Source organism: Parabacteroides sp. CAG:2 (assembly GCF_000436315.1).
Taxonomy (GTDB): Bacteria; Bacteroidota; Bacteroidia; order Bacteroidales; family Tannerellaceae; genus Parabacteroides; species Parabacteroides distasonis.
In genome coordinates, this window is the sequence record NZ_FR885292.1 from 59,445 (window position 1) to 83,375 (window position 23,931).

Annotated in this window: 17 protein-coding genes and 4 pseudogenes; 1 reads left to right on the forward strand and 20 read right to left on the reverse strand. The window is 41.1% G+C overall.

From position 1 onward, the window contains the following. Nucleotides 1-140: 140 nt before the first annotated feature. The 5 genes and pseudogenes from QVP94_RS09125 to QVP94_RS09145 all read right to left on the reverse strand — a co-directional run. Nucleotides 141-1,145, reverse strand: a complete 1,005-nt coding sequence (locus QVP94_RS09125) for a glycoside hydrolase family 43 protein (protein WP_022192424.1) — start codon at nucleotides 1,143-1,145, stop codon at nucleotides 141-143. A gap of 39 nt (nucleotides 1,146-1,184) precedes the next feature. Then, nucleotides 1,185-2,425: pseudogene (locus tag QVP94_RS09130) on the reverse strand (L-serine ammonia-lyase). 27 nt (nucleotides 2,426-2,452) lie between these two features. Then, nucleotides 2,453-3,589 (reverse strand): acyltransferase family protein, encoded by a 1,137-nt coding sequence (locus QVP94_RS09135; protein WP_022192426.1) that lies wholly within the window; start codon nucleotides 3,587-3,589, stop codon nucleotides 2,453-2,455. Between the two features lie 7 nt (nucleotides 3,590-3,596). After that, complete coding sequence (locus tag QVP94_RS09140; RefSeq protein ID WP_022192427.1) at nucleotides 3,597-4,715, reverse strand: acyltransferase family protein; 1,119 nt, start codon at nucleotides 4,713-4,715, stop codon at nucleotides 3,597-3,599. A 127-nt stretch (nucleotides 4,716-4,842) separates the two neighbouring features. Beyond that, a pseudogene (locus QVP94_RS09145) lies at nucleotides 4,843-6,000 on the reverse strand (ATP-binding protein); the annotation flags it as partial. Between the two features lie 144 nt (nucleotides 6,001-6,144). Here QVP94_RS09145 and QVP94_RS09150 point away from each other — a divergent pair. Further along, nucleotides 6,145-6,345 (forward strand): DUF3990 domain-containing protein, encoded by a 201-nt coding sequence (locus QVP94_RS09150; protein WP_081033044.1) that lies wholly within the window; start codon nucleotides 6,145-6,147, stop codon nucleotides 6,343-6,345. A 593-nt stretch (nucleotides 6,346-6,938) separates the two neighbouring features. On the opposite strand, the gene QVP94_RS09155 is transcribed toward QVP94_RS09150, so the two are convergent. The 15 genes and pseudogenes from QVP94_RS09155 to nusG form a co-directional block, all read right to left on the reverse strand. Then, nucleotides 6,939-7,877 carry a GDP-L-fucose synthase family protein gene (locus tag QVP94_RS09155; protein ID WP_022192430.1) on the reverse strand — a complete coding sequence of 313 codons (939 nt, stop codon included), beginning with the start codon at nucleotides 7,875-7,877 and terminating at the stop codon, nucleotides 6,939-6,941. A gap of 6 nt (nucleotides 7,878-7,883) precedes the next feature. Then, nucleotides 7,884-8,978, reverse strand: a complete 1,095-nt coding sequence (gene gmd, locus QVP94_RS09160; protein ID WP_022192431.1) for a GDP-mannose 4,6-dehydratase — start codon at nucleotides 8,976-8,978, stop codon at nucleotides 7,884-7,886. 65 nt (nucleotides 8,979-9,043) lie between these two features. Continuing rightward, nucleotides 9,044-10,207, reverse strand: a complete 1,164-nt coding sequence (locus QVP94_RS09165; protein WP_022192432.1) for a CDP-glycerol glycerophosphotransferase family protein — start codon at nucleotides 10,205-10,207, stop codon at nucleotides 9,044-9,046. A gap of 15 nt (nucleotides 10,208-10,222) precedes the next feature. Beyond that, the gene (locus QVP94_RS09170; protein WP_022192433.1) at nucleotides 10,223-12,037 is read right to left on the reverse strand and encodes an aminotransferase class I/II-fold pyridoxal phosphate-dependent enzyme; all 1,815 of its coding nucleotides are present in this window, start codon (nucleotides 12,035-12,037) and stop codon (nucleotides 10,223-10,225) included. A 41-nt stretch (nucleotides 12,038-12,078) separates the two neighbouring features. After that, on the reverse strand, nucleotides 12,079-13,311 hold the full coding sequence (locus tag QVP94_RS09175; RefSeq protein WP_022192434.1) for a glycosyltransferase family 4 protein: 1,233 nt from the start codon (nucleotides 13,309-13,311) through the stop codon (nucleotides 12,079-12,081). Nucleotides 13,312-13,425: 114 nt separating this feature from the next. Next, a complete protein-coding gene (locus QVP94_RS09180; protein ID WP_022192435.1) occupies nucleotides 13,426-14,136 on the reverse strand; it encodes a LicD family protein in 711 nt (236 codons plus the stop codon). Nucleotides 14,137-14,175: 39 nt separating this feature from the next. Continuing rightward, the gene (locus QVP94_RS09185; RefSeq protein WP_022192436.1) at nucleotides 14,176-15,552 is read right to left on the reverse strand and encodes a bifunctional cytidylyltransferase/SDR family oxidoreductase; all 1,377 of its coding nucleotides are present in this window, start codon (nucleotides 15,550-15,552) and stop codon (nucleotides 14,176-14,178) included. Between the two features lie 120 nt (nucleotides 15,553-15,672). Next, on the reverse strand, nucleotides 15,673-16,692 hold the full coding sequence (locus QVP94_RS09190; RefSeq protein WP_022192437.1) for a glycosyltransferase family 2 protein: 1,020 nt from the start codon (nucleotides 16,690-16,692) through the stop codon (nucleotides 15,673-15,675). Nucleotides 16,693-16,708: 16 nt separating this feature from the next. Further along, nucleotides 16,709-17,755 (reverse strand): EpsG family protein, encoded by a 1,047-nt coding sequence (locus QVP94_RS09195; RefSeq protein WP_022192438.1) that lies wholly within the window; start codon nucleotides 17,753-17,755, stop codon nucleotides 16,709-16,711. Nucleotides 17,756-17,914: 159 nt separating this feature from the next. Beyond that, nucleotides 17,915-19,324: a flippase gene (locus tag QVP94_RS09200; RefSeq protein WP_022192439.1), complete on the reverse strand. Its 1,410-nt coding sequence runs from the start codon at nucleotides 19,322-19,324 to the stop codon at nucleotides 17,915-17,917. Between the two features lie 233 nt (nucleotides 19,325-19,557). Next, nucleotides 19,558-20,314 (reverse strand): annotated as a pseudogene (locus QVP94_RS09205) (DNA-binding domain-containing protein). 56 nt (nucleotides 20,315-20,370) lie between these two features. Beyond that, nucleotides 20,371-21,015 (reverse strand): sugar transferase, encoded by a 645-nt coding sequence (locus tag QVP94_RS09210; RefSeq protein WP_022192442.1) that lies wholly within the window; start codon nucleotides 21,013-21,015, stop codon nucleotides 20,371-20,373. A 72-nt stretch (nucleotides 21,016-21,087) separates the two neighbouring features. Further along, on the reverse strand, nucleotides 21,088-21,234 hold the full coding sequence (locus tag QVP94_RS09215) for a hypothetical protein (RefSeq protein ID WP_005856415.1): 147 nt from the start codon (nucleotides 21,232-21,234) through the stop codon (nucleotides 21,088-21,090). A gap of 543 nt (nucleotides 21,235-21,777) precedes the next feature. Further along, entirely contained in the window at nucleotides 21,778-22,167 is a 390-nt protein-coding gene (locus QVP94_RS09220) for a hypothetical protein (RefSeq protein WP_005868272.1), read from the reverse strand. 54 nt (nucleotides 22,168-22,221) lie between these two features. Next, nucleotides 22,222-23,435: pseudogene (nusG, locus tag QVP94_RS09225) on the reverse strand (transcription termination/antitermination protein NusG). Nucleotides 23,436-23,931: the final 496 nt, after the last annotated feature.

Here is a 23,931-nt window from a genome sequence, read left to right on the forward strand (position 1 = left end):
ATAAAAAAATTACATAGCAAGTAAAACCTAAGTTTTCTTGCTATGTAATCCTTCTTTTTTTCATTCGAGAGGAAATACGATTCCTTTCGAGAGGAAGGCGGATTCCCTTCGAACCCGCCTTTCATTTCTATCGGAAGTAATTATTGGATCGTGCGAGCCTCAACTCCTTCGGTTGTAATCTCCACGGGATTGATCAATCCCTCCTCGTTGAACGTCATCTTCTCGATACAAGTCTCCCGGTGGTCACGTGTCTTGACCCCGGCCGGCCGGCGATGGTACACGATGTAGTAATCTTCCGAATTCGGCACATGCATGACCGAGTGGTGACCCGCTCCGTTGGCGATATCGAAATTTTGCCGCAAGACCTCCCCGATACGATTGAACGGGCCAAAAGGAGAATCGGAGATGGCGTAAGCGACCTTGTAATCCGGTCCGGTCCAGCCACCCTCACTCCACATGAAGTAATATTTACCATTCTTCTTAAACATAAACGGGCCTTCCACGTAATCCTTGGGAGTTACCTCTTTATAAATCGTTCCGTCCTCGAACGGTATAAGTCCGGTAAAGTCTTTATTCAAGCGTACCATGTTGCAGTGTTTCCAACCACCGTAATACATATAATACTCATCATTGTCAGTGTCGTGGAAAACAAACTGGTCGATCGGCTGCGCCCCATTCACGATCTCGTTGATCAGCGGCTTACCCAGCAAATCCTTATAAGGCCCTTCCGGACGATCGCTCACGGCAACACCGATGCCTCCGATCTCTCCCTCGTGCACGTCATTCGCCCCAAAGAAAAGATAATACTTACCGTCCTTGTTGATTACCGAAGGAGCCCACATAGCGATCTTCGCCCATTTCACCTCTGCCGTATCAAGAATGGCGGTATGCTTGGTCCAATTCACCAAATCCTTGGAAGAGAAGCAATCGAAGAAGGTTTGCTTCTCATATAAATCACTCGTAGTCGGGTAAATCCAATAGGTATCCCCGTAAATAATTCCCTCCGGATCGGCGTACCAACCCTCGAATACAGGATTACCACTCTTCGCTACATCTTCATTTGGAGCCTGTTTAGGGCCACCACAGGACATCAAGGCACCGGCCATCAATACTGTGTAAAACAGGCTTTTCTTTCCGTTTATCATCAATAGTAGATTATTTATTAGTAAATCAAATAGTATCTTTTAATTATTCGAGTTCTCCATGTTCTTCGCCAAACCACCTTCCGAGGTCTCCTTATAAAGACTGGGCAAATCATTACCTGTCTGGCGCATCACCTCAACCACCTGATCAAAACTTACCCGGTGTTTTCCGTCGGAGAAGTTCGAGAACGTATTCGCGTCAAGTGCACGGGCGGCGGCAAAAGCGTTTCGCTCGATACAAGGGATTTGTACCAAGCCACAAACAGGATCGCAAGTCAATCCCAAGTGATGCTCCAATCCCATCTCGGCGGCATACTCGATCTGTGCGGGCGTACCACCAAACAACTGACTGGCGGCAGCGGCAGCCAAAGCGCAAGCCACGCCCACCTCACCTTGGCAACCCACCTCACGCCAACCTCACCTTGGCAACCTACCTCTGCCCCCGATACGGAGGCATTCGTACGCACCACATTTCCAAACAAGCCTGCCGTAGCCAACGCACGCAATATACGGGAATCACGGAACTCACGCGTCTCCTTCAAGTGATAAAGGACCGCAGGCATTACACCGCAAGAACCACAAGTCGGAGCGGTCACGATCTTCCCACCGCACGCGTTCTCCTCAGACACCGCCAAGGCATAGGCATACACCATTCCCCGGCTCTTGATACTGCTGCCATAGCCTTTCGCACGGATCATATAATCGGAAGCCTTACGACGAATGCCCAAACCTCCCGGCAAGATGCCTTCCGCTTCCAGGCCACGACGAACCGCATCCTGCATCACTTCCCATACCTCAGCCAGATAATCCCAGATAGAAGGGCCTTCGTGCTGCTCGACATATTCCCAATAGGAATGGCCAGTCTTCTCACACCAAGCCTGTATCTCCTTGATCGTATGCATATCGTATACTTGCTCCGTCCTCAACTCATTGAAAGACTCGTTCGCCAAGGTTCCCCCGCCGATACTATATACGGTCCACGTATCCAGCTCCTCGCCACTCTCATTATACGACTCGAACAACATCCCGTTCGGGTGAAACGGCAAGAAAGTCTTGGGTTCCCAAGTAATATTTGTCTTCGCGACCGGCTGTAATACCTCAAGAATAGCTGCGTCCGTCATATGGCCTTTTCCCGTAGCCGCCAGACTACCATATAAGGTTACGTTAAAACGAACAGCGCCCCGGTTACGTTCCAAGAACATTTGTGCCGCACGCATCGGCCCCATAGTATGACTACTTGAAGGGCCATGACCCATCCGGTATATTTGTTTGATTGATTCCATCTTTCTTCGATCTAAGTTTTCTTGTTTCTATACTTTAAGGAAAATATTATGTTTATAAAACGCATACAAAAGTACATAAATTACCGATACATTGCACATGGCAATGAGCACCGGATAATAATTTCCTAAATATTGCTGGGTTCCGAAAAACAAGGATTCGCCGATACACCTAAAACTTACCACGTTAGTGAGCATATAAGCCAGTATTGAATTCATGCCATACACTTTCAGCCAAGTCGTATACTTTCGATGCCCTTTATAGTCGATCCAATAATAGAACAACCCCATAAGCAAGAAACAGTACCCACTGCTCACCAATACCATCGAACTAGTCCACAGTTTCTTAATAACGGGAAGCTCGATACCCCAAAGCCATCCGGCGATAACCATACCCAGACCAATACCGAATAACATCCGTAATTTGAGCCGCTCGGAATATAATTTGTTCTTTAGGATATATCCGGCGAACAACCCAGTCAACACGGTTACCCCGAAATTCAAGCTGCTCAGTATCCATGTATAACGATACCAAGTAGCGAATATCACCTCCCCGTTCTCCACCGTCGCCCCATCCCGGAGACGTCCCAGTACGGTGCGGTCGATCCATTCGGCCAAATTACTATCCGGTGTGTACGAACCTCCCCCATAGTTACCGACCGTAATAAACTCCATCGTTCCCCAAAAGATTAATAAAAGAGCTGCCGCAATACCGATCTGTACCCGTATCCTTACATGCAAGAATAACAAGGAAGCAATCAAATACCCCATAGCGATCGACTGCAAAGTATTTGAATACAAATAAACCCGGTCCGGGTCCAAAGCCAATAAATTACCTTGGCACATCATACCGAAGACCCAAAGCAGTAGCACCCGTTTCCCGATCCGCCGATATACCGCCATCTTATCGGGCATATCTTTATAACGAGACAAAGAGAAAGGCATGGAAACTCCCGCCATGAATAAGAATAAGGGCATCACGAGATCCCACGTAGAGAATCCCTCCCATTCCACATGCGAGAATCCCCACATAAAAGAATTAAACCAAGGCATATCGATCGCATGGGCCAGCGGATGCAACACCATCTCCAACACCACTAAGCAAAAAAGGTCGAAGCCACGGAGTACGTCCAATGACTCCAACCGATTTAATTTCTTCTTCTCCATCCGTTTATTATACTTTCAAGAAAATACGTTGGCGATATAAGAAATACAAGAATCCCCAACAAACAGCGATATATGCGATAGCGCTAACCAAAGGCTGGGCGGTCTCGGGCATCAACTTCGCCAGCCCTCCGAATATAGCATCGGAAGTATAGGAGAAACGGATGAAACGCTGCGCCAAATAGATCGTAATAGAGTTCATGCCGATCACGGTAAAAAACAAAGTCCATTTACGCCACCCCAATACATCTATGATATAGAAGAACAAAGCAAACATCCAAACGGAATAAGCGCCTACCACACAGACAAAAGAGCTTGTCCATAGCTTCTTATTGATAGGGAAGACCAAGCTCCATAACAAGCCGACGATCAACAATACAGCTCCCGCTCCTACTAAACAAAGCACTTTCTTTCGGTCGGTCAGCCCCTCTTTCCGTAACTTAATCCATTCACCGGTGAACATACCCAACATTGCCGTGGCAATTGCGGGAACGGTGGAGAATAAACCCTCCGGATCAAAAACAGTCTCGTGCAAACGTCCGGGAAGAAACAGGCGGTCAATATACCCTACCAAGTTTCCCTCGAGCGTGAACGGCCCCGCTCCACCGGCGTCCGGCACAGGCACAAAAGCCATCGCCAGCCAATAGCCAACCAAGATAAGAACCGTTATCCCTGCACGCGCTTTCCAACCGAAACGGACAAACAACAAGGCCGCGAACATCCATCCCAACCCGATACGCGCCAGCACGCTTGCGCAACGCAGGTGGTCAAATTCAAACGACAATAGCCCGTTATATACCAATCCCAAGAAAACCAAGGTAATCCCCCGACGGACGATCTTCTTATAAATCGCCCCTTCCGTCATACCTTTTCCTCGTTGCTTCTCTAGTGAGAACGGAAACGAGATACCCGCAATAAAAAGGAACAATGGGAAGATCGTGTCGTGATGCGCCAATCCGTTCCATTCCACATGTTCCATCTGCCCGGCTATCGCCTGAAAAAAAGGATTCGGAAACAATGTCGCCAAAGCGACAAATAAAGAAGCACCGCCCATAATAAAGAGCATGTCAAAACCCCTAAGGGCATCCAATGATTGCAACCGCTGGGGTTGTTGTTTTTGTTTTTCCATATAATCTATTTACATTTAAAGTCAACACAAATATACTCAAACTCACTTACATACGAATGGGGTTTGACATAAAAGACGCTCCTAATCTTTCCCCTCGCATTTAGCCTCCAGTTTTTCAGCGTACGCCTCTTTCCTCATCAGATATAGATGAATAAAAAGGAGTTATAAAGTTCAGAAAACCATAGCGAACCTCTTCATTGGGAAATTCGAGTTTATAAAGTTTAAAACGGGGATCATACTCCTTTATGGTCAAATATCCACTCTGATAAAGAAGGGGGATCGGATTATTCCGTTCCGCACGGTATTCGGTAAAGGCCGAAGCTTGTGTCTCTACGCCATCAATCAGGATACGCAGATCAAACTCGCTTTTCTTTAATAATTCGACAAGAAACGTAGGCGTACCGGTCTGAAACCAATAATCGCCAAACTCTCTCTTCCGCAAGGCACTCAATGCGCTGAATGGATTAAAGACACCTTCTCGACTCGGATGAAAATGGTACCCGTCATATTGCCGCACCATTGTCTCCACGGTCTCTTCCCTTGATAAGGACTGCATCTGTCCCAACTGTTCTAATTCCGGTGTTAGATTATCGACCAACTCCGCATGGGTAATCCCGCAAAGGGTCGCATAGTCATAGTCTAAACTTATATCATAGAGTTGGTTCAAATCACTAAAAACACTCACTTGCGCAAATTTGGTAACTCCGGTAAGAAAGACAAAACGTAAATAACGATCCGCACTCTTAAGCACTCCATAAAACGCTTTCATGATATGTCTATACGCCTCTTGCAAGGGTTCGTTATGAATCGTTTGCAAAAGAGGTTTATCATATTCGTCTATCAAGACTACTACTTGTCTGCCCGTTTGTTCCCATGCACGACGAATCACGTAAAAAAAACGTTCTTCCGGAGCTCGCGATTTTATCTCATCGCCGTAATCAGCCTCCCACATTTCAAGATATTGGTTCAATATAGCCACCAGATCTGCCTCCGACTCATATTTGCGTGCGTTCAAATCCAAATGCAATACCGGATAAACATTCCAATCCTGCTCTAGCTGATCGATAGCCAATCCTTTAAACAGTTCTTTTTTCCCTTGGAAATAGGCTTCTAACGTAGATATCAATAAACTTTTTCCAAAACGGCGAGGACGACTCAGAAAGTAAGGCTTACCTTTCGTCACCAATTGGTAAATCAAGGCAGTCTTATCCACATATAAATAGTTCTCATTCCGAATATTTTCGAAACTCTGTATTCCTATCGGTAATTTACGCATAGTCGTCATAACCTTTTTTCTTACTACACCTGTTGTTGAACAAAGATAGAACTTTTTTCCGGAACAAGCCTCCGATTATAGTTTTCATTCTATGAAATACTCAATTTTCCGCAATAAATCACTTTAGATTAAAAAGGAAATCAAAATAGAAGTATCTCCTTTAAGCATGACTACGATATCGTAATAGGCCCTATCGCAGATGATGGGGAAACATATCTTCTAAGCCGTTATGAGGAAGGATCATTTACATCAGGGCAAATGGCCAAGAATTTAGAGTACAAGAGGCTGAATAAACAATTCTATTTTGATTTTGGGACACAACGTGCTATAGATTTACTAAAAAGAACACGATGACAAAGCAACAACAAACAGATTTCCTTATCGCTCATATCTTTGATAAGACGACACAATATCTAATAGAGGATTTCAAACTAGATATCCCTATGGCTCTCAATCTCATATATAACTCTAAAGTCTATGAGCTTTTATTAGACAAGAAGAATGGTCTATACATCCAAAGTCCATCATATATCTATGACTTAGTAAGAAAAGAATATTTATTTGGAAGGTTCTAAGGGCTATCCGTTTCGATCTCCATACCCGATTTGTGTAAGAAAAGGGCAATATTCTTTACTTCCCATAAGCGAAAAGTAAAGAATACCGCCCCTTGTTTATCGAAAGACTGCTGTCTATGCAAGTCTACATACTCACCTTGCCTTCAAAAAAAATTAATGTCAACACTTACTTCTGAATTTTAATACTCCAAGTATCCCCCAATACATCGTATATAAGATCGATTTGAATAGTCCAAGTCTTTGATAGTGGTAATAAAAAGGGAATTGAGCCTTTATCAACTTTTTCTTCTTCCCAGTGGTAAATGAAGAAATGACTCGGCAACCTACTAAAGCATTTTGAATAAAACGTTTACAAACGTATTCACAGATTTATTACTCCGCTCTCATGGGATTATTTATAAAATCCTCATAGCTTAAACGGATACCTTCTTCTAATTCTGTTTTATAAGTCCAACCTAACTGAGTGGCTTTCGACACATCTAGCAGTTTGCGAGGCGTGCCATTAGGGCGAGATGTATCCCATAGAATATCACCTTCATAACCTATGACCTTCGCCACCAACTTCGCTAACTCTTTTATGGTTAATTCCTTACCTGTTCCTGCATTAACAGTTTCATTACCACTATAAGTATTCATTAAATACACACAGAGATTTGCCAAATCATCCACATACAAAAATTCTCTGAGTGGAGAACCATCTCCCCAACAAGTGACAGAGGAGAGCCTAGCTTCTTTAGCTTCATGAAAACGACGGATCAAAGCAGGTAACACATGACTATGTTCCTGATGATAATTATCATTTGGTCCATACAAATTAGTTGGCATTACACTTATGAAATCTGTTCCATATTGTCTGTTTAAATACTCACAATACTTCAGTCCTGCAACTTTCGCCAAGGCATACGCCTCATTCGTTGATTCCAGAGATCCAGTCAATAAACATGATTCAGACATAGGTTGCGATGCTAAACGAGGATAAATACAACTTGAGCCTAAGAATTCCAATTTCTTGCATCCATTTTTCCATGCCGAATGGATCACATTCATCTCTAGTATCATATTTTCATACATAAAATCTGCTAAAGCTGATTGATTAGCAATAATACCTCCTACTTTAGCGGCAGCCAAAAACACATACTCTGGTCGTTCTTTTGCAAAGAATCTCTCTACCTGCTCTTGACAACACAAGTCTAATTCCGTATGAGTGCGAGTAATAATATTCACATAACCTTGACGCTGTAATTCACGTACGATAGCACTCCCCACCATACCACGATGACCTGCCACATAAATCACACTATCTGTTTGCATGACAGCTTATTTTATAATTCCCTTTTCCAAATACTCAACCAAGTTCATACGCACATTCTCTTCAGCACGCTCCACTGCAACTTTTGCCATATCATGATCGACCATAATACGCACTAATTCTTCAAAACAGGTCTTCCTTGAAGGATCCCAACCTAATTTCTCTTTTGCTTTGCTTGGATCTCCCAAAAGATTCACGACATCAGTCGGACGATAAAAATCTGGAGAGATTTCTACCAATACTTTACCTGTAGCTTTATCAATCCCCTTCTCATTTTCCCCCTCACCCACAAATTCTAATTCAATGCCCGCATATTTGAACGCCAAATAGCAAAATTCACGTACACTGTGTTGTACTCCGGTAGCGATCACAAAATCCTCTGGTTCTTCTTGCTGAAGAAGTAACCACATGCATTCCACATAATCTTTCGCATATCCCCAATCACGCAAAGAAGAAAGATTCCCTAAATAAAGTTTCTCTTGCTTACCCTGTGCAATACGAGCTGCAGCCAATGTGATTTTACGAGTAACAAACGTTTCTCCTCTTCGTTCCGATTCATGATTGAATAAGATACCAGAACAACAATACATATTGTAAGCTTCTCGATACTCTTTCACAATCCAAAAACCATACTGCTTAGCAATAGCGTATGGGCTATATGGATGGAATGGAGTATTCTCATTTTGAGGTACTTCTTCTACCTTCCCATAAAGTTCTGAGGTAGAAGCTTGATAAATCTTGCAAGTATCAGCCAGTCCACACTGACGGACTGCCTCTAATACACGTAAAACCCCTGTCGCATCTATATCTGCCGTAAACTCCGGAGAATCAAAAGAAACCTGCACATGACTTTGAGCAGCAAGATTGTAAATTTCATTTGGACGAATCTTGTTAATGACTTGGATCAAACTCATCGAGTCTCCCAAGTCCGCATAATGAAGATGAAAATTAGACTTCCCTTCCAAATGAGCGATACGTTCACGAAAATCTACAGAGGAACGACGAATCATACCATGTACATCATATCCTTTTTCTAATAAAAATTCGGCTAAAAAAGAACCGTCTTGGCCTGTAATACCAGTTATAAGTGCTATATTATTCATTTACTCTATCCTTTGTTTTCTTCATTAGAATTATATAAGTAAAAATATACCTTTATAGTCTTTTGTTATCTAAACATATAACGTACGCAATCTTCTGTTGCATGACCTCCAATATAAGTGAATACGTTTTTTACCATATCTCTAGTTTTTTTACACTGCTCTTCATAATCCATACCCTTTATAAGTTTAATAACTTCATATTCATTCATTTGAACCCCATTAGGCATATCTTTAACAGGATTAAAATAGAGTCCCCGATTTTTACTATATGTGTCAAGATCATAAGCAAAACATATAATAGGTCTCTCTAAAATAGAATAATCTCCGATACATGCTGAATAATCTGAAATAAGGATATCACTCACTTTAAATAAATCATTAATATTTGAATAATTACTAAAATCAAGAATAAAGTCATCAAATTCAATACCTAGTAATTTATTTGTATAAGCATGAGTACGTAACAGTAAGATGTAATCATCTTTTAGCTCATTTTTCCAATAATTCATATTTATAGGAGGTTTTATTTCGTATGATCGTCCCATATCTATACTATCCCTCCATGTTGGAGCATACATTATAATCTTCTTATTAAGTGGTAACCCTATTTTCTTCTTAAGATCAAAGATCTCTTTTACAGTTGTCCCATATAAAGAATCATTACGAGGTAATCCTGTAGGAATAAATGCTTCATCTCTTACTTTTAATGCCCGTTTTAAGATAGAACGATGATAATCACTTTCATAACAACAAAAATCCACATTTCTCCAATCGTAGTCTTTGCGTCCAGCCGCATCATTCCCAATGCAATTAAAAGATACACCATGCCAAGTATTCAAATAGAGTTGATCTTTCTTTTTAAAATGTAAACCACGCTCTATGTTCACACAAGCGATCCAATATTTAGCCTTAAGAGCCACCTTGAAATATGCCCATGTATCTGATTTTATCTTGACAGGGTTATTAGGAATCTCTGCATATTCTGGATCATCCAATGCCCATACTAGTTTTAAATGTTTAAACTCTGGACGAGTAATCATATATTCATAGATAGCACGAGGACTATCATTGTATTTGCGAGTAAGACCACTGAATAGCACCATATCTTTGTCTATAGATATAAACTTTCCACAAACACGCAGAACAAAACTAACTACAATATTAAATATCCTATTAACAATATAATTGTGTTTAAGTAAATAGTCCAATCTAGCTCTAAATTCATTCATATTTAGTTACTTTATTTATAGCTTTTTTAATATATCAATGAGCATATCATTATCATTTGAGTTACGTATGGCAATACGAATCATATTCTTGCCTTTCAGTCCTACCTTTGTATCACAGTTCTTAATGAGTATATTATACTTGCTAAGCAATATTTCAGTCAATTCAAGAGAAGAGAATCTCTTTGAATCGACTTCACACATCACAAAATTAGCCTGACTAGGTATTACACGTAAATAAGAAATTTCTTTCAAACGTTCAATAAATCGAAAGCGTTCAACAACAAGCTTATCACAAGCACTCTTATAGTCTTCATCATACTTATTGAATATTTGCATATAGAATTCCGCAAACGAATTGATATTCCAGATGGAAATATCTTTTTTTATAGAGTTAATAAATTTTACATTGCTAGATGCTAATACTCCAAGACGAAGTCCTGGTACTCCATAACTTTTTGAGATACTCTTAACAACTACAAGATTATCATATTGCTCAAGAATATCATTATGCAACAAACTATTACTTTTCCAATTTTCGCTAAAATCCACAAAACTCTCATCTAGTATCAAAGTAATACATTTTCTCTTACACCATTTCAAAAAAAACAATATTTCATCAACTTCTATAAAGTTACCTGATGGATTATCCGGATTTATTAATAATATCGAATTAATATTTTTATCATCATAAAATAACATCAAGTCTTGTATAGTATACCTTAAGTCTTTATTTTTAGGCAGAAACGAAACAATATTCTCCATATTTTTACGATGAGGGTATTCCTCAAAAGTTGGATATATCATACCAGTCTTACCTGTTTCACGTTCCATCAAACTTTTTATTAGCTCTGCCGCTCCATTACCAACCACGACATAATCCTGTTTGATATTAAAATACCTACCAGCAAGCAAGCTATTCACAAACATACCTGAAGGATATTCAGTAAGCAAGCGAGAAAAATTTGCTTGCAGCTCATCCAACATTTTTTGAGGAGGAAAATATGGATTAACTAGATAACAAAAGTCAAGCATATTTTCAAATCGCCAATAGCCACCATACCGTTTCATATATTTACTCAATTTATCCTTCTCATCTGCAAAGATAGTTTCCGCAATATCTTTATCCTGCACATCATCTATCTCATACCAAGGTAAATCACCGATAGGTTTTGCTTTCAATTCTTCAATATTTATAAGAGTTATCACACGCAATACTTGCTCATAATACTCATTATCTCCTAGAGCTTTCACATAGGCCTCTAGGAAAGGAATATAGCGTTTTTTGCAAAATTCTTTCGAGAACTTATAAATATTAACCGTTTTATAATATGAGCCTATATCTTCGTATCTAAAAGCACTTTTTGGTACAAAGTTTACAATATTATTATCTTGATCAAGGCACACCATTGTCCCATCCATCCAGGCTTCATATTTAGCAACTAATGCAAGATTTGGATACTCATCATCTATTAGTAAATCAAACATCCTATCATCCACAATAAGATCTGACTCCAGCAATAATGTGTCATCCTCCATCATTTGTTCCTTTGCAAGAGAAAGAGAATAAATATTATTAGTTTTCTCATATATAGGATTGTTTATAAATTCTATTTTCAACTTATTATCATAACGACTACCAATATAATCTATTACATTTTCACTCTTATATCCAACAACTATAATCACTCTTGAAAGATTCATGCATGATAGTTTTTTTAGGAATCTATCAATAAGCTTAATTCCATTAATAGAAATCATACATTTTGTGTTGTCTTTTGTATATTCTCCTAGTCTATGCCCCATACCTGCGGCTAATATAATTGCTTGCATATCGTTTGTTTTTTATATTACCTACTTATGAATATTATTTTTTAGAATTTGTTTTTCTCTACTATATCTTCACAGGCTTTGACTAGAATAGGCAGATTGACTTTCTTTGAAAAAACTCGCATTGAATATTCAAAGCCACATTTTCCCATTTCAAGAAGTTGATCCCTTGATAACATAGTTGCTTTTTTCATACATCGAGCCACATCTTTCGCATCTTCCGGTATTGCTACCCAGCCAGCTTTTGCATCTTTAATACATACAGCAGTATCGCTGTCTTTATCAACACTTGATAGTATCGGTTTTGCAGAAAACATATAAGCAGGCAACTTACTTGGTATTGAAAACATAGCAGAACCTCTTTTCATGGGTAAACACATTACATCAGCCTTATCTTGGATTATAGGAACCATACCCGCAGGAACATCCCAGAACTCAATATTACAATTTGCATATTCTCTTGCTTTCTCTTGCAGACTTTTTTTAGCAGATCCACTACCAGCCACAACCAACCTAACATTAGGTAGTTTTGCAATTTTTAGCGCATCAAATAATACTTCTATGCCAGCCAAAGGACCAACATTACCAAGGTACATAAAAGTAAACAAGTTACTGTCAGACGTAGAACATGGACACCTGTTTTGTGAATATTCAATAAAAGAGTCTTCATTTTGCCAATTACGAACAACTATAAATTTATCCCTTGCGATATTCCTAGTAGTAGACAAATATTCAACCATTTTTTCAGATATAGTATGAATGCGGGCAGCATGAAAAAGCGTATATTTGTCTATAGGGCTCAAAATAGATTTCAATACCCACTTTAGAAAAGTGATATCAGGGAACTTTGAGAATAACGATTCTGGATAAATATCTTGTACAGGAGTGATATATGGAATCTTATATTTCACACAAGTTCTTGCCACTATATTTAAGCCAATAAGGTGCCAGCTATCGTTAAAAACAAAATCAATTTCATCGTGATGCTCCTTAATATACGTTGAAGATACTTTCCCCATACTATAACTCTCACAAAAACGACCTACCAAGGAAGAAGCCGCACAAGTGTATGAATCTATCTCTATCACATTAAATGGGAAATGAGAATAATCACATTCTGACATATCAAAGCCCATCGGACGGGTAGGATGAGGCCTTAACACTGTCACTTTATATTTCTCACCTAATTTTGTTGCTAATTGGGTTAATAGATTCGCAGAAACGATAGGTTCTGGATAAAATACCCCAGCCACTATCAATATGCTTTTCTTATTCATTATTATTTTTGATTTCACGTTTCATTAAGAACTGCGCTAGAAGACCACCTATTACTCTTCAGAGCTCCCCTTCTTGAAACACTAAGCTTCTTTAACACACGCATAATTATATGTTTATTGCCCCTTTAGAGTATTAAAACGTTCCAGCCTAGAATAATAACGAAGCAATTTTTGTTCATCAAGCCTTCTGTATATCAGAAAATAAATCAAGTCAGGAAGGTATCCCTTGATCACATCTTTAATATAATAAAAGCTCTTCCGCACACGAGACACCTTAAAATCAGTTTCAGCCACCGGGGTTCTCCAATCCTTACCGTAACGGAATAACATCATTTCCTCCCAATCTCTAGCAATATAAAAAGCTTTTCCTAAAAAAGGTATCTCAGTCCAATTCTCTATATACTTTTGGGGCATAGGATCCCCACAACAGGACATTATATTTTCAGCTCTTGAATCAGGATAATAAATATAAAAATCTATATATTCATTTTTTCGAATGATAGAAAGGAGACCTCTCCTATCCCATCTAGCAACCTCAAAACCATTCTCTCTCAATTCAAAAAGCAAGGACAGCAGTAAGTCTTTTTGAGAATAATGTACCCATAGATCAATATCCTCATCATGCTCAATAAAATCATGTTCACGAACCGCTCCTAATGCTGTTCCAAAAGCTAAGGCAAAACATAATCCAGATTTATCCGCAATAGATTTCAACAATAGTAGATTCTCTTTAGCTTGTTTTTTATTAATTTTCTTTACTCCTAAATATAAGGGACGAATCTTATAATCAAAGTGCGTCCCATCTGGTAATATTATAATTGGCATTAATATCTATTTAATATAATTATTATTTTTATTATTCCATCAAACACCTTTTTTGACATCGATTACCTCACCTGTTAATGATGAGAACAATACATTTATAGATGTCATAGCCACCATTTTAGGATCAAGTAATGTAGCCTCTGGCTCTACCCCAAAATTCTTTATACGCATTGGAGTCTTTGTTCGTTCTGGATTGATACAATTAATACGTATACCTTGATCATACCATTCTTCACTAAGTGCTTGCGTAAAATTCACAATCGCTGCTTTCGATGAAGAATAAAGACTATATAGAGAACGACCTCGGGTGTACGAACTAGAGGTAAACAATAACAAAGTTCCCTTGGTTTGTTTCAAATAAAAATATGATTCTTTAGCAATAATTATAGCCCCTATATAATTTATATAAATGCTCTTATATATCTCCTCATAATCCATATTTGATAGTGGAACCTTGTCTAATAAACCAGCTGTATTAATAACGGCATCTATACGGCCTTCTTTTTCAGAGATTTCTTTCAGCACTTTTGCTACGTCCTCTTGCTTCGACACATCAATTCCATTTAACGAACGACTGAACGAATAAACATGCGCACCATATTGTTCACAGATTTCTACGATATCTTTTCCAATTCCATAACTTCCTCCAAATACTACGACAATCGAAGAAGGAAGTAATCTTTTTGAGATTTTAGTAATTCCTGTATTTTGTAAAGAGACTGATCGAAGCTGAAATAATTTATCCAATAAAAACAGATCCTCCTTATAAGTCAGCTTCATATTAAACAACTCGCCTTCAACGATATACACAAATTTATCTGGTAAATACTTATAAACTACACCACAATCATCTGTCGTTTTGAATTCCGGATCTTGCAAAGCTAATTCATATGCACGTTTAATTACACTTAATTTAAAAGCTTGAGGCGTTTGCCCATTACGTAAAAAGTGACGAGGAGGAATCCCTATAATACGATTCTCATCATCAGCCTGTATGATTGTATCGGTTGTTTTTATCGCCACATCTACAGCATCATAAATATCCAATGCTGATATGCAATCTGAAATAATCCGATCATTAACTAATGGTCGTACTGCATCGTGAAAAATAAGATTAACCTCCTCTCCTGTATCATAAGCATTTATCGCCGCAAGACTAGAATGACAACGTTCCTTACCTCCTTGAAGAATTTTTTTCAATTTAGAATATCTATTCTTTATAAATATATTTTCAACCTCTTGGATATAGTAAGGATTAGAAACAACCGCAATCTCATCTATCAGAGGATGATTTTGAAAAACATCAAGTGTGTGTTCTATTACTTTTTTTCCTGCTACCTTCAAGAATTGCTTAGGAATAGGTTCTCCCAAACGTTGACCGATTCCACCTGCTAAAATGATTGCAATGTTTTTCATATTTATGAAATTGTATTTTTAAAATTAATTGAAAAAGTCAAAAATATCAACAGATAAAGCTTCAAATATATCAGACCTAATTTTTAATCCCCATCAGGAACTGTATTCTCCTGCTACAATTTAATAACAGATGATGAATCTCAATATTTTAAACAAGAATCTTCGTGTCATTGTCGGATGTACAAAGATACATGAGGGAGAAGTCTGAAAAGCTTCCCGCACAATCCGTTCGCTTTTGAATTCCTTTACTATACGCCAAAGATGGAGAGGAGATTGATTATAAGTATAATCTCTATGAAGCGTGATGAGCGATTGTATTTTCACAGTATTGTTGAAACGGGAACAGATGTCTGGATCTGATAGCAAAGAATTTGTAGACAAAAAATCATACAAGTACTTCAAGTAATTGATTATTTTGCCAGGATTTATATAAGAAAGAGTCGATCCTGTATTCCCTATCTCTAGTACGTGATGGTACAAAGACTTACAAACTTGTTCGGCACGGCGACTGCGGTAAGCGTATTCCATCAAGAACAATAAGTCCTCCGCAGTCAGTTTTTTGGTATCCACAAAATGCAGGTTAAATTCTTCTATCACAGATCGCTTGAACAATTTGCACCAAATAGCTCCAGAAGACGGAAAGTCTTTCAGTTCGTCATTTTCCGAAGAAATACCCACCGTACCTTTCAAAATAGCAAACGGAAGCAATTCTGAAGGTAAAAAAGGATAATTCTCCATATACGTTTTCCCTGACTTGCGAATGATAGTTGCGGGACTACAGACCAAATCAAGTTCTTCGCTATGGGCTTTCCGATAAAGTATCTCGTACATATTCGGAGCGGCATAGTCGTCATGGTCACAGAAAGCCACATATTCTCCTTTTGCCACTTTCAGTCCTTCATTACGAGAGTTTCCGATATGAAGGTTCTCCGAATTACGAAGAATACGGAAACGGGAATCACGCTGGGCAAATTCTTCTGCCACCTTGTCACTGCCATCCGTAGGACAGTCTAGCACAAGTATAATTTCCATCTCCTTCAACGTTTGGGAGGACAGACTACCCAAACACTTTTTCAAGTGAACGCCCGCATTGTAAACGGGTACGATGACACTTACTTTAATTATAGAACTGTTATCCATTATGAATTATTCTTGTTTACGGTATAATATCCCATGAATACAACATATAATAGAGATTAGCCACTCCAATCAAACAGACCGCAAAAATACCTACCGCACGGGGCTTGACGCAATAGACCAGCATCGGTATCAATACAATCGAAACGACCATGAACATTTCGGAACCACGATTCCCCAACTCCGGCACGATGGAACTGAATATGAATCTCACGGCAAAACCCACCATATATATTTTCAGCAACAGGCAATAATACTTGTTGTACTGTCGCAACCGACCGGAAAAGAGGATGAACAACCCTAGCTGCAAGTAACTGAATATCGCCATATTGGATGAAAATACGACAACGTCAATCCCCTTGGCTCCATTATCACCATAGCCAAGCAGTTTATCTTGCAGCATCTCAATCGGAACATGGTTCAAAAAAAATTTCAATAACTCCGTTTCCAGCAGTTGACCAAACAGACATATGAAAAGGCCTCCGCCTATCCAATAGCTCCAACGAATCTTTCCACTATCCAACAGATATAGAGGTAAGTAAAGTAACGCAGACACATGAAAAGACGCAGCGGCGGCAATCGAAATAAGAAAAGGTAACAGTTTCCTGTCATAAATATATCGGAAAGAGACTAAGCCTATCCCCGATGCCACACCTGCCCGTATTTGAGTTAGTTCGTGCAGTGAGTAAAAATAAGATACATAAATGGCTAGCGAGAATGCCGTAAGCTTGGTAAGGTTGCGTATACCCAAGTACTTGAAGCCTACACCTAGCAAAGCATATGTCACGAATACGGGTAGATAATCGTTGGGGTCAATCAACCTAAATATCCCACAGATGATATGGAACGAGATATCTGTCTCTTCAGTACCATGCAGGAAGTAGCTCACATAGTTTTCATAATCGCGATAACCATGTAGCCCATCTCTAAATCCAGCCGCCACGACAAGCATGACCACGAATAAGCCCATGACCGCCGTATCTGCCTTATGTAGAATATTACATTTGAGCTGTAAGCATCCGTAGATGAAGCAGACAAGGAAGATGATGAGAATGAAAAGGGTCATAAATTCCTATTTATCAAAAATACTCAATTTAGGGCAGGCCTCTTTGAAAAAGCACTTTAAAGTGCTCTAAATGGAGTTGTATTAAAAATTAATTCTGTTTTTAACATTAGCCATTGCCTAATGAAATCTTTGTAGAGATTAAAATTCAAATAATTCCAATTATAGTTTTTCAAAACGCACAATGTATTTTATAGCAACAAACAGGAAACTTCCAGACGCAAAGCTTGCAACCAACAGCGATGCGAACTGATTTTCTATGAAAGAAAAACTCATTAGACATATTAAAGCACATGGCAATGACACCCCTATCCCTTTCCATATACTATTAAATGGGATTCGTACTACTTTATAGTGTACAACATAAACAATATAAGTAACGGTCACCACAATTTCTGAGCACAACAAGACTACGGCCGTCCCTACGCTATGTATATGTGGGACAAGTAATAAGTTGAGTAAAAGTCCTACACAAGCTCCGATGATAGATGCCGCCAACAAAATTTTATCACACTTCATCGGTGTAAGTATCTGAACGGCCAATACCTGTGCCATTCCTACAAACAAGGCAGCGGGCATAATGATGCGCATAGGCAAGACAGCGCCTTCATAGCCTTCTCCAGAGAGGACATATACCAGTTGTGGAGCCAAAATGATACTACAAACGATCATAGGAATGCAAAATATACACATCGTGTAAAATGATTTATTCGCCAACCGTTGAAAAGACTCCTTCTCTCCGTTGGAAAGTAATGCACTCATACGAGGTAACATCACATTTGTAAACGCTGAGAAAAAACCAAGTATTACGGAATACAATTTGAAAGCCGTAGTATAATAGCCCACTTCCACATTGTTTGATACAAACCCGAGGAACATAACGTTAAAGGTGAGATACATAGAAGTCATTATGGAATATACACCTAACATCAAGTTCTTCTTATAAAACCTCTCGGACAACAGTTCCTGGCATTTAACACTAACGAAACGACGTACATAAGCCATATTCACCAAGGCATTTATCACTACCACGGCCATCGTCATGATAAAATAAAGCTCATAATCGTCCCTTGATCGGATACACACAAATACCGCTACCACATAAAGGCTCTTGATTGCGATACTGCGCAATGTAATATAACGAAAATGTTCAATCCCCGTGAAAAACCATTCTACCAGAAACACTGTAAAAATAATTTTGGAAGTTCCAATGTAAAAAAGTTCCTCGTATTGCCTCAATTGGGGAATTGCCATGACACACACAAGATAGACAACCAAAGTTATTAAGGAGAAACACAGGTTCATCCCCAGTAAATTGGAAAATACTTGGTTCCGCTCGTCCAAGTTGCTTTTCACCGTAGCGATCTCCCTAACACCTAGTATATTGATTCCAAGTGTAGCGAACAACAAGAAATAACTTACTGTATTATCCACAAAATTCACCAGTCCAATACGTTCTACTCCCAACACTCGGGATACATAGGGGAACGTGACGAAATTCATCAAATAAGAGGACAAGGTTAATATGCTCTTGTATGCGAAATTTTTCTTTATTGAAGTATCTGTATTCAAATCAGTATATATCTATTTGTTCCAATAAAAACACCTTATAACATAAAGCACTTCTTTATTAGAGCAAGTTACTTGCAACATCTATACTAACCTATTTTGTATAATTCCATCATCCAACCCTGTATAAGGACTTCATCCAATATTGCATAAGATGGTTATACAAGGCTGGATGAAGGGATCATACAGCGAGCCAATCCCATTTATGAAGTGAGAAGGCCGCCGTGCCCCTCTCTTTAAATCTCGTCCGGACTCTCGCTATCACTACCGCCATCAGCAGGGCGACCACCGATCCAGACCGGCACGCTTACGCTACGGGGCGTTTTCAAGAGACGGTTTGATGTGGAATACTGTGTCGTCACCGTCAGCGTGTACTCACCCTCCGCTAGGTCAGCCAACAGGAGCAGCGTAAGCGAGGAAGGATTATTGATCGTGATCAGATCGTCCGTTAATTTTGTGACAGCCTTCGCCGCATTGGTCAGCGTAACGCCTACCGACTCGTCGTCGCCAACCACTTTTAGCATGGCGCTGCGCACGAAGAAGTTACGGCCCGCCGTGGCGCTGCCATCCTTCAAGCCTGTCTTCTTATCCTCGGTCTCGAGAATGTACATGATGTTCAATTTCTCACCGAGGATCTCCACCGCAGTCTTGGCGATCTCCTCGCATAGTACCTTACCTTGCGTCAAAGAGACGTAGATCGAGTTCCTCTCCTTGTTCCATACGCCGCCCTCGATCACGCCCTTCAGCTGCGGAACGGAACAGACCCGTGTTCACGCTGTAACCGTTCAAGACCAAATCCATCACGATTCAGTGGTAGAGTGTCACCGAGTGACGCAATGTCTCCGGACAAAGCCCCGTGTCCTGCTTGTACATCTCCTCCAATACGTCATCCAGATCCAAGCTTCCTGCAGAATCCAGCAATAGGATCTTGTCCGTCTTGTTGTCGGTGGTCACCGAATTGTCGATGAGCCAGCCTTTCAATACTTTCTTCATGGTATTCTTGATTTAAAGGAGGAGTGGAATTGCTCCCCCGGATTATTACTTATACCTTAGAATTTCTTCCCAAACGCTATGTTCAAGAACGTCTTCACCAATATCTTGAAATCGAACCACCACGAGCGATGCTCCAGATAGAACAAGTCGTAGCGCAAGCGACGAAGCATCTTCTCCAACGTGTCCGTATAGCCGTTATAGAGCGTGGCGTAAGAGGTCACACCCGGACGGATCTGATAAAGATAACGATAGCGGGGATCGCGTTCCATGATCTGGTCAATGTAGAACTTGCGCTCCGGGCGGGGGCCGATGAAGGCCATGTCGCCGATGAAGACGTTCCACAATTGAGGCAGCTCGTCCAGATGATGCTCGCGCAGGAACTTGCCCACACGGGTCATGCGGGGATCCGCACCTCCCTTGTAAAGGGCAGGACCAAACTTCTCAGCGTCCAAACGCATGCTACGGAACTTATAAATGTTGAACGGGCGACCGAAACGACCGATACGCTCCTGCTTGAAAATGGCAGGACCGCCATCCTCGCACCTTACAGCGATGTAACAGATCAAGAACAAAGGGGAGAATACGACCAAGGCGATAAAGGCCAAAAGGCAGTCCCCTATACGCTTCACGTTACGCTCGAAGGCGTTCATCCCATCTGAGATAAAATCAGTAGATTTTCCAAAACTCTCTTCTAAAATCATGGCTAGTTAATTAGTCGATGAAGGCAGGCACGAGGTTAAAACTTAATCTCATTTGCATAGCCCATCCTTAAATTATTTCTTTCCTCCGTTCATTTCCTCCTCTTTCTTATAATCGATATACCGCTCCAAGGCCTCACGTGCCAGACGGCGGAAAAGTTCCTCGTCCGACAGATGGTCCCAAAGGAGATCTACCAAACGATAGTAAACGCTAAAGTGCATGTCCTTGCCTTTTTAAAAGAATTGTAAGTGTCACTGCCAATGCCTCCGCTTACGCGGATAATGGACTTGGTCAGTCTGGTGACTTGTAAAACCGTGGCGATGTAATCGCCCAAACGGGGAAATGATTGTCTGTGATACATGTCTGGTTTGTTATTATTTTTATACATCTATGTCCTTATGGATAGGCCCTAGTAATGCAAATAATGCAAGTAATGCAGCACCTTTTTCCCACACACGTGCGTACATTATATAGAACAAGAATTTTACACTAAACGATCACAAACAAGGCATGGAACGATCCGGATGAGAAACGCTGGATAGCCGTATGAAAGTTTGATTCGACATATATAATGTACACGTGCGTGTGTGGGAAAAAGGTGCTGCATTACTTGCATTACTTGCACCTGTTTTCCCCGGCATCGGTTCCATCCCGCACGTATATCGGCATCGACTCACGCCTACGTTCGTATAGGCCTACACCGATATACGTGTGGGGCGACGTCGATATATGTGTAAAACGATGCCCTTATACGTATGCCACACTCATACGGTCTCGCTTAGCAATGGCAATCCCTCCACCTCTCTCTTATGCCAGCCTTGGTAATCAGACAGGGAAAAACCGGGGACGGTCAATTGCTTGTAATCCTTATCGTCTCTTCGCAAGATGTGCTTGCGGGCATACGAGCGGAGCGAACGATCCGTCACGGATACCATCACCACAGGAAACGGGTAGCCGAGCAAGCGCATCGGCGTAACCTCGCTGTCCGGGAACGCACGGCGCAACTGATAGGCTGAGTACTCGAACGCCACCCAGTAAGGACCCGTGCAATACAAATGGATGGAAGCAGTGTTCGTTCGCTCGCGGCTCATGATATCACTCAAATGCTCGTTCAGCAACGCCACCAAACGAACGCCAGAAGGAAGGGAAGACATTTCTTTTTGATTTATGATTTTTGATTTAAACTGTCAACTGTCACTTGTCAACTGTCAACTGATTTCGTGTTTCAGCCAGCGATCGCAATCGTCCAGCCGGCGGATCAAGGATAACTTGCTTTTCTTGGGCGAGGACTCACCCCGCCAAGGATCCACCACCTCATGCGCCATCTGCCGGTAAAGGGCGCTGTCCGTGCAACCGTAGAGCGTCACAAGCAACAAAGCACGGGATTGCGGAGCTTTCAACACCGGGAGCATACCACGCATCGTGTCATGCAAACGTGTGAACTCCTCCTCATCGCCCAACAACTTGTAGGCAGAAAGAAGCAATGAGTAGATCTTGCAACGCATCACGTCCGTCTCCGCACGGAGAGAACCGTAGGATCTCAACACCTCAAGGGCCAAGCGGGTATCCTCCTCTGATACGCTGCCGGAGGCATGGTAACGTCCCAAGGCATCGTGCAAACCCTCCCGCAGACGGTCGTTATCCAGATGGGTATAGACGTGCTTACCCTTTGTGTTCAGCTCGATCAGCTCATACTCGCCCGGCTTCACCTCCAACAAGGGGACCCACATGCAATCGAGGATACGAACCATCACATCTTTATGACCGCCACCCGGCTGGATCACCACCTCCGCCTCCATTCCGGCGAAATAGCCGGACGTGATACGTACGCGATCACCCTTCAGCAGGCGACCGCTGTCCGGAACGTAGACCGGAAGCTCGTTGGAATAAGATTCCGCCACCCAACGCAAGTTTCCCATCTCACTATCCGACAGGTAAGGGAAATGGGTCATGCCTCCGGAAGAGACCCGGGGTAGGAAATTGTATAGGGGAAGCGTGCGCTTCATAAATTCCCCATCTCGTCATCCGACAGATAAGGGAAATGAGTCATGCCTCCGGAAGAGACCCGGGGAAGGAAATTGTATAGGGGAAGCGTGCGCTTCATCTGGAAGATCTCCTCCACGGAGGACCGGATAAACACGTAGTTGAACAGCAGGGGACGCCTCGTGTTGACCAGCTTGCCGTCCACCTTCCTCACCTCCACGTACGAGGGGGCGAAATACTCGAACAACGTCTCCCCGCGACGCTCGCGACGGGAAAGCTCGGCATCCAACCCTCTTGAGGGACTGATCCTATCGCGCCTGCCACCCGCGGCGGTAGGGAGCGTCAGCACGTACCAGCGAACGGTCTTCAGGTCTTGGCGCTTACAGACCCGCTCCATACCCCTATCCGGGCAATCGTTCCTCAAAACATTCATCGACATGATTCTTTTTTCCTTGGAGTATTTCAAGATATCCACCAAGCCTAACGACAATTCAAAGCCCTGCCAAGACCCTATCGTTTCTTCTTGACAAACAACACTTTAAGTATTCAATTATGGTATTTCTGAAAATTACCATCACTTGCGATTTTTAAGCTACTTGGGAAGTAGCTTAAAAGATGGGAAAATGGTCACCACACAGTTGTAGAGACGGGGCACGCCTCATCTCTACGTGAATGTAGATGCAATTTTTGTGAGGTAACGGGATGATATAGGAAATATGAGATCATTCCGTCTCTATCGTTGTGTCCATAACCCAAGAATAGGAACGAAGATATAAGGAGAATCAAAGTCGGAACATAAAGAACAGAGCACAAATAAAGTCTAATGTTTGCTTGTGTCTTGTTATTTTTTATTACATTTGCGCCGTGAAAGAATACGCTACTTCCCAAGTAGCAAACCTCCTACCCCACTTTGGGTATCGGTTTACACACGCTCT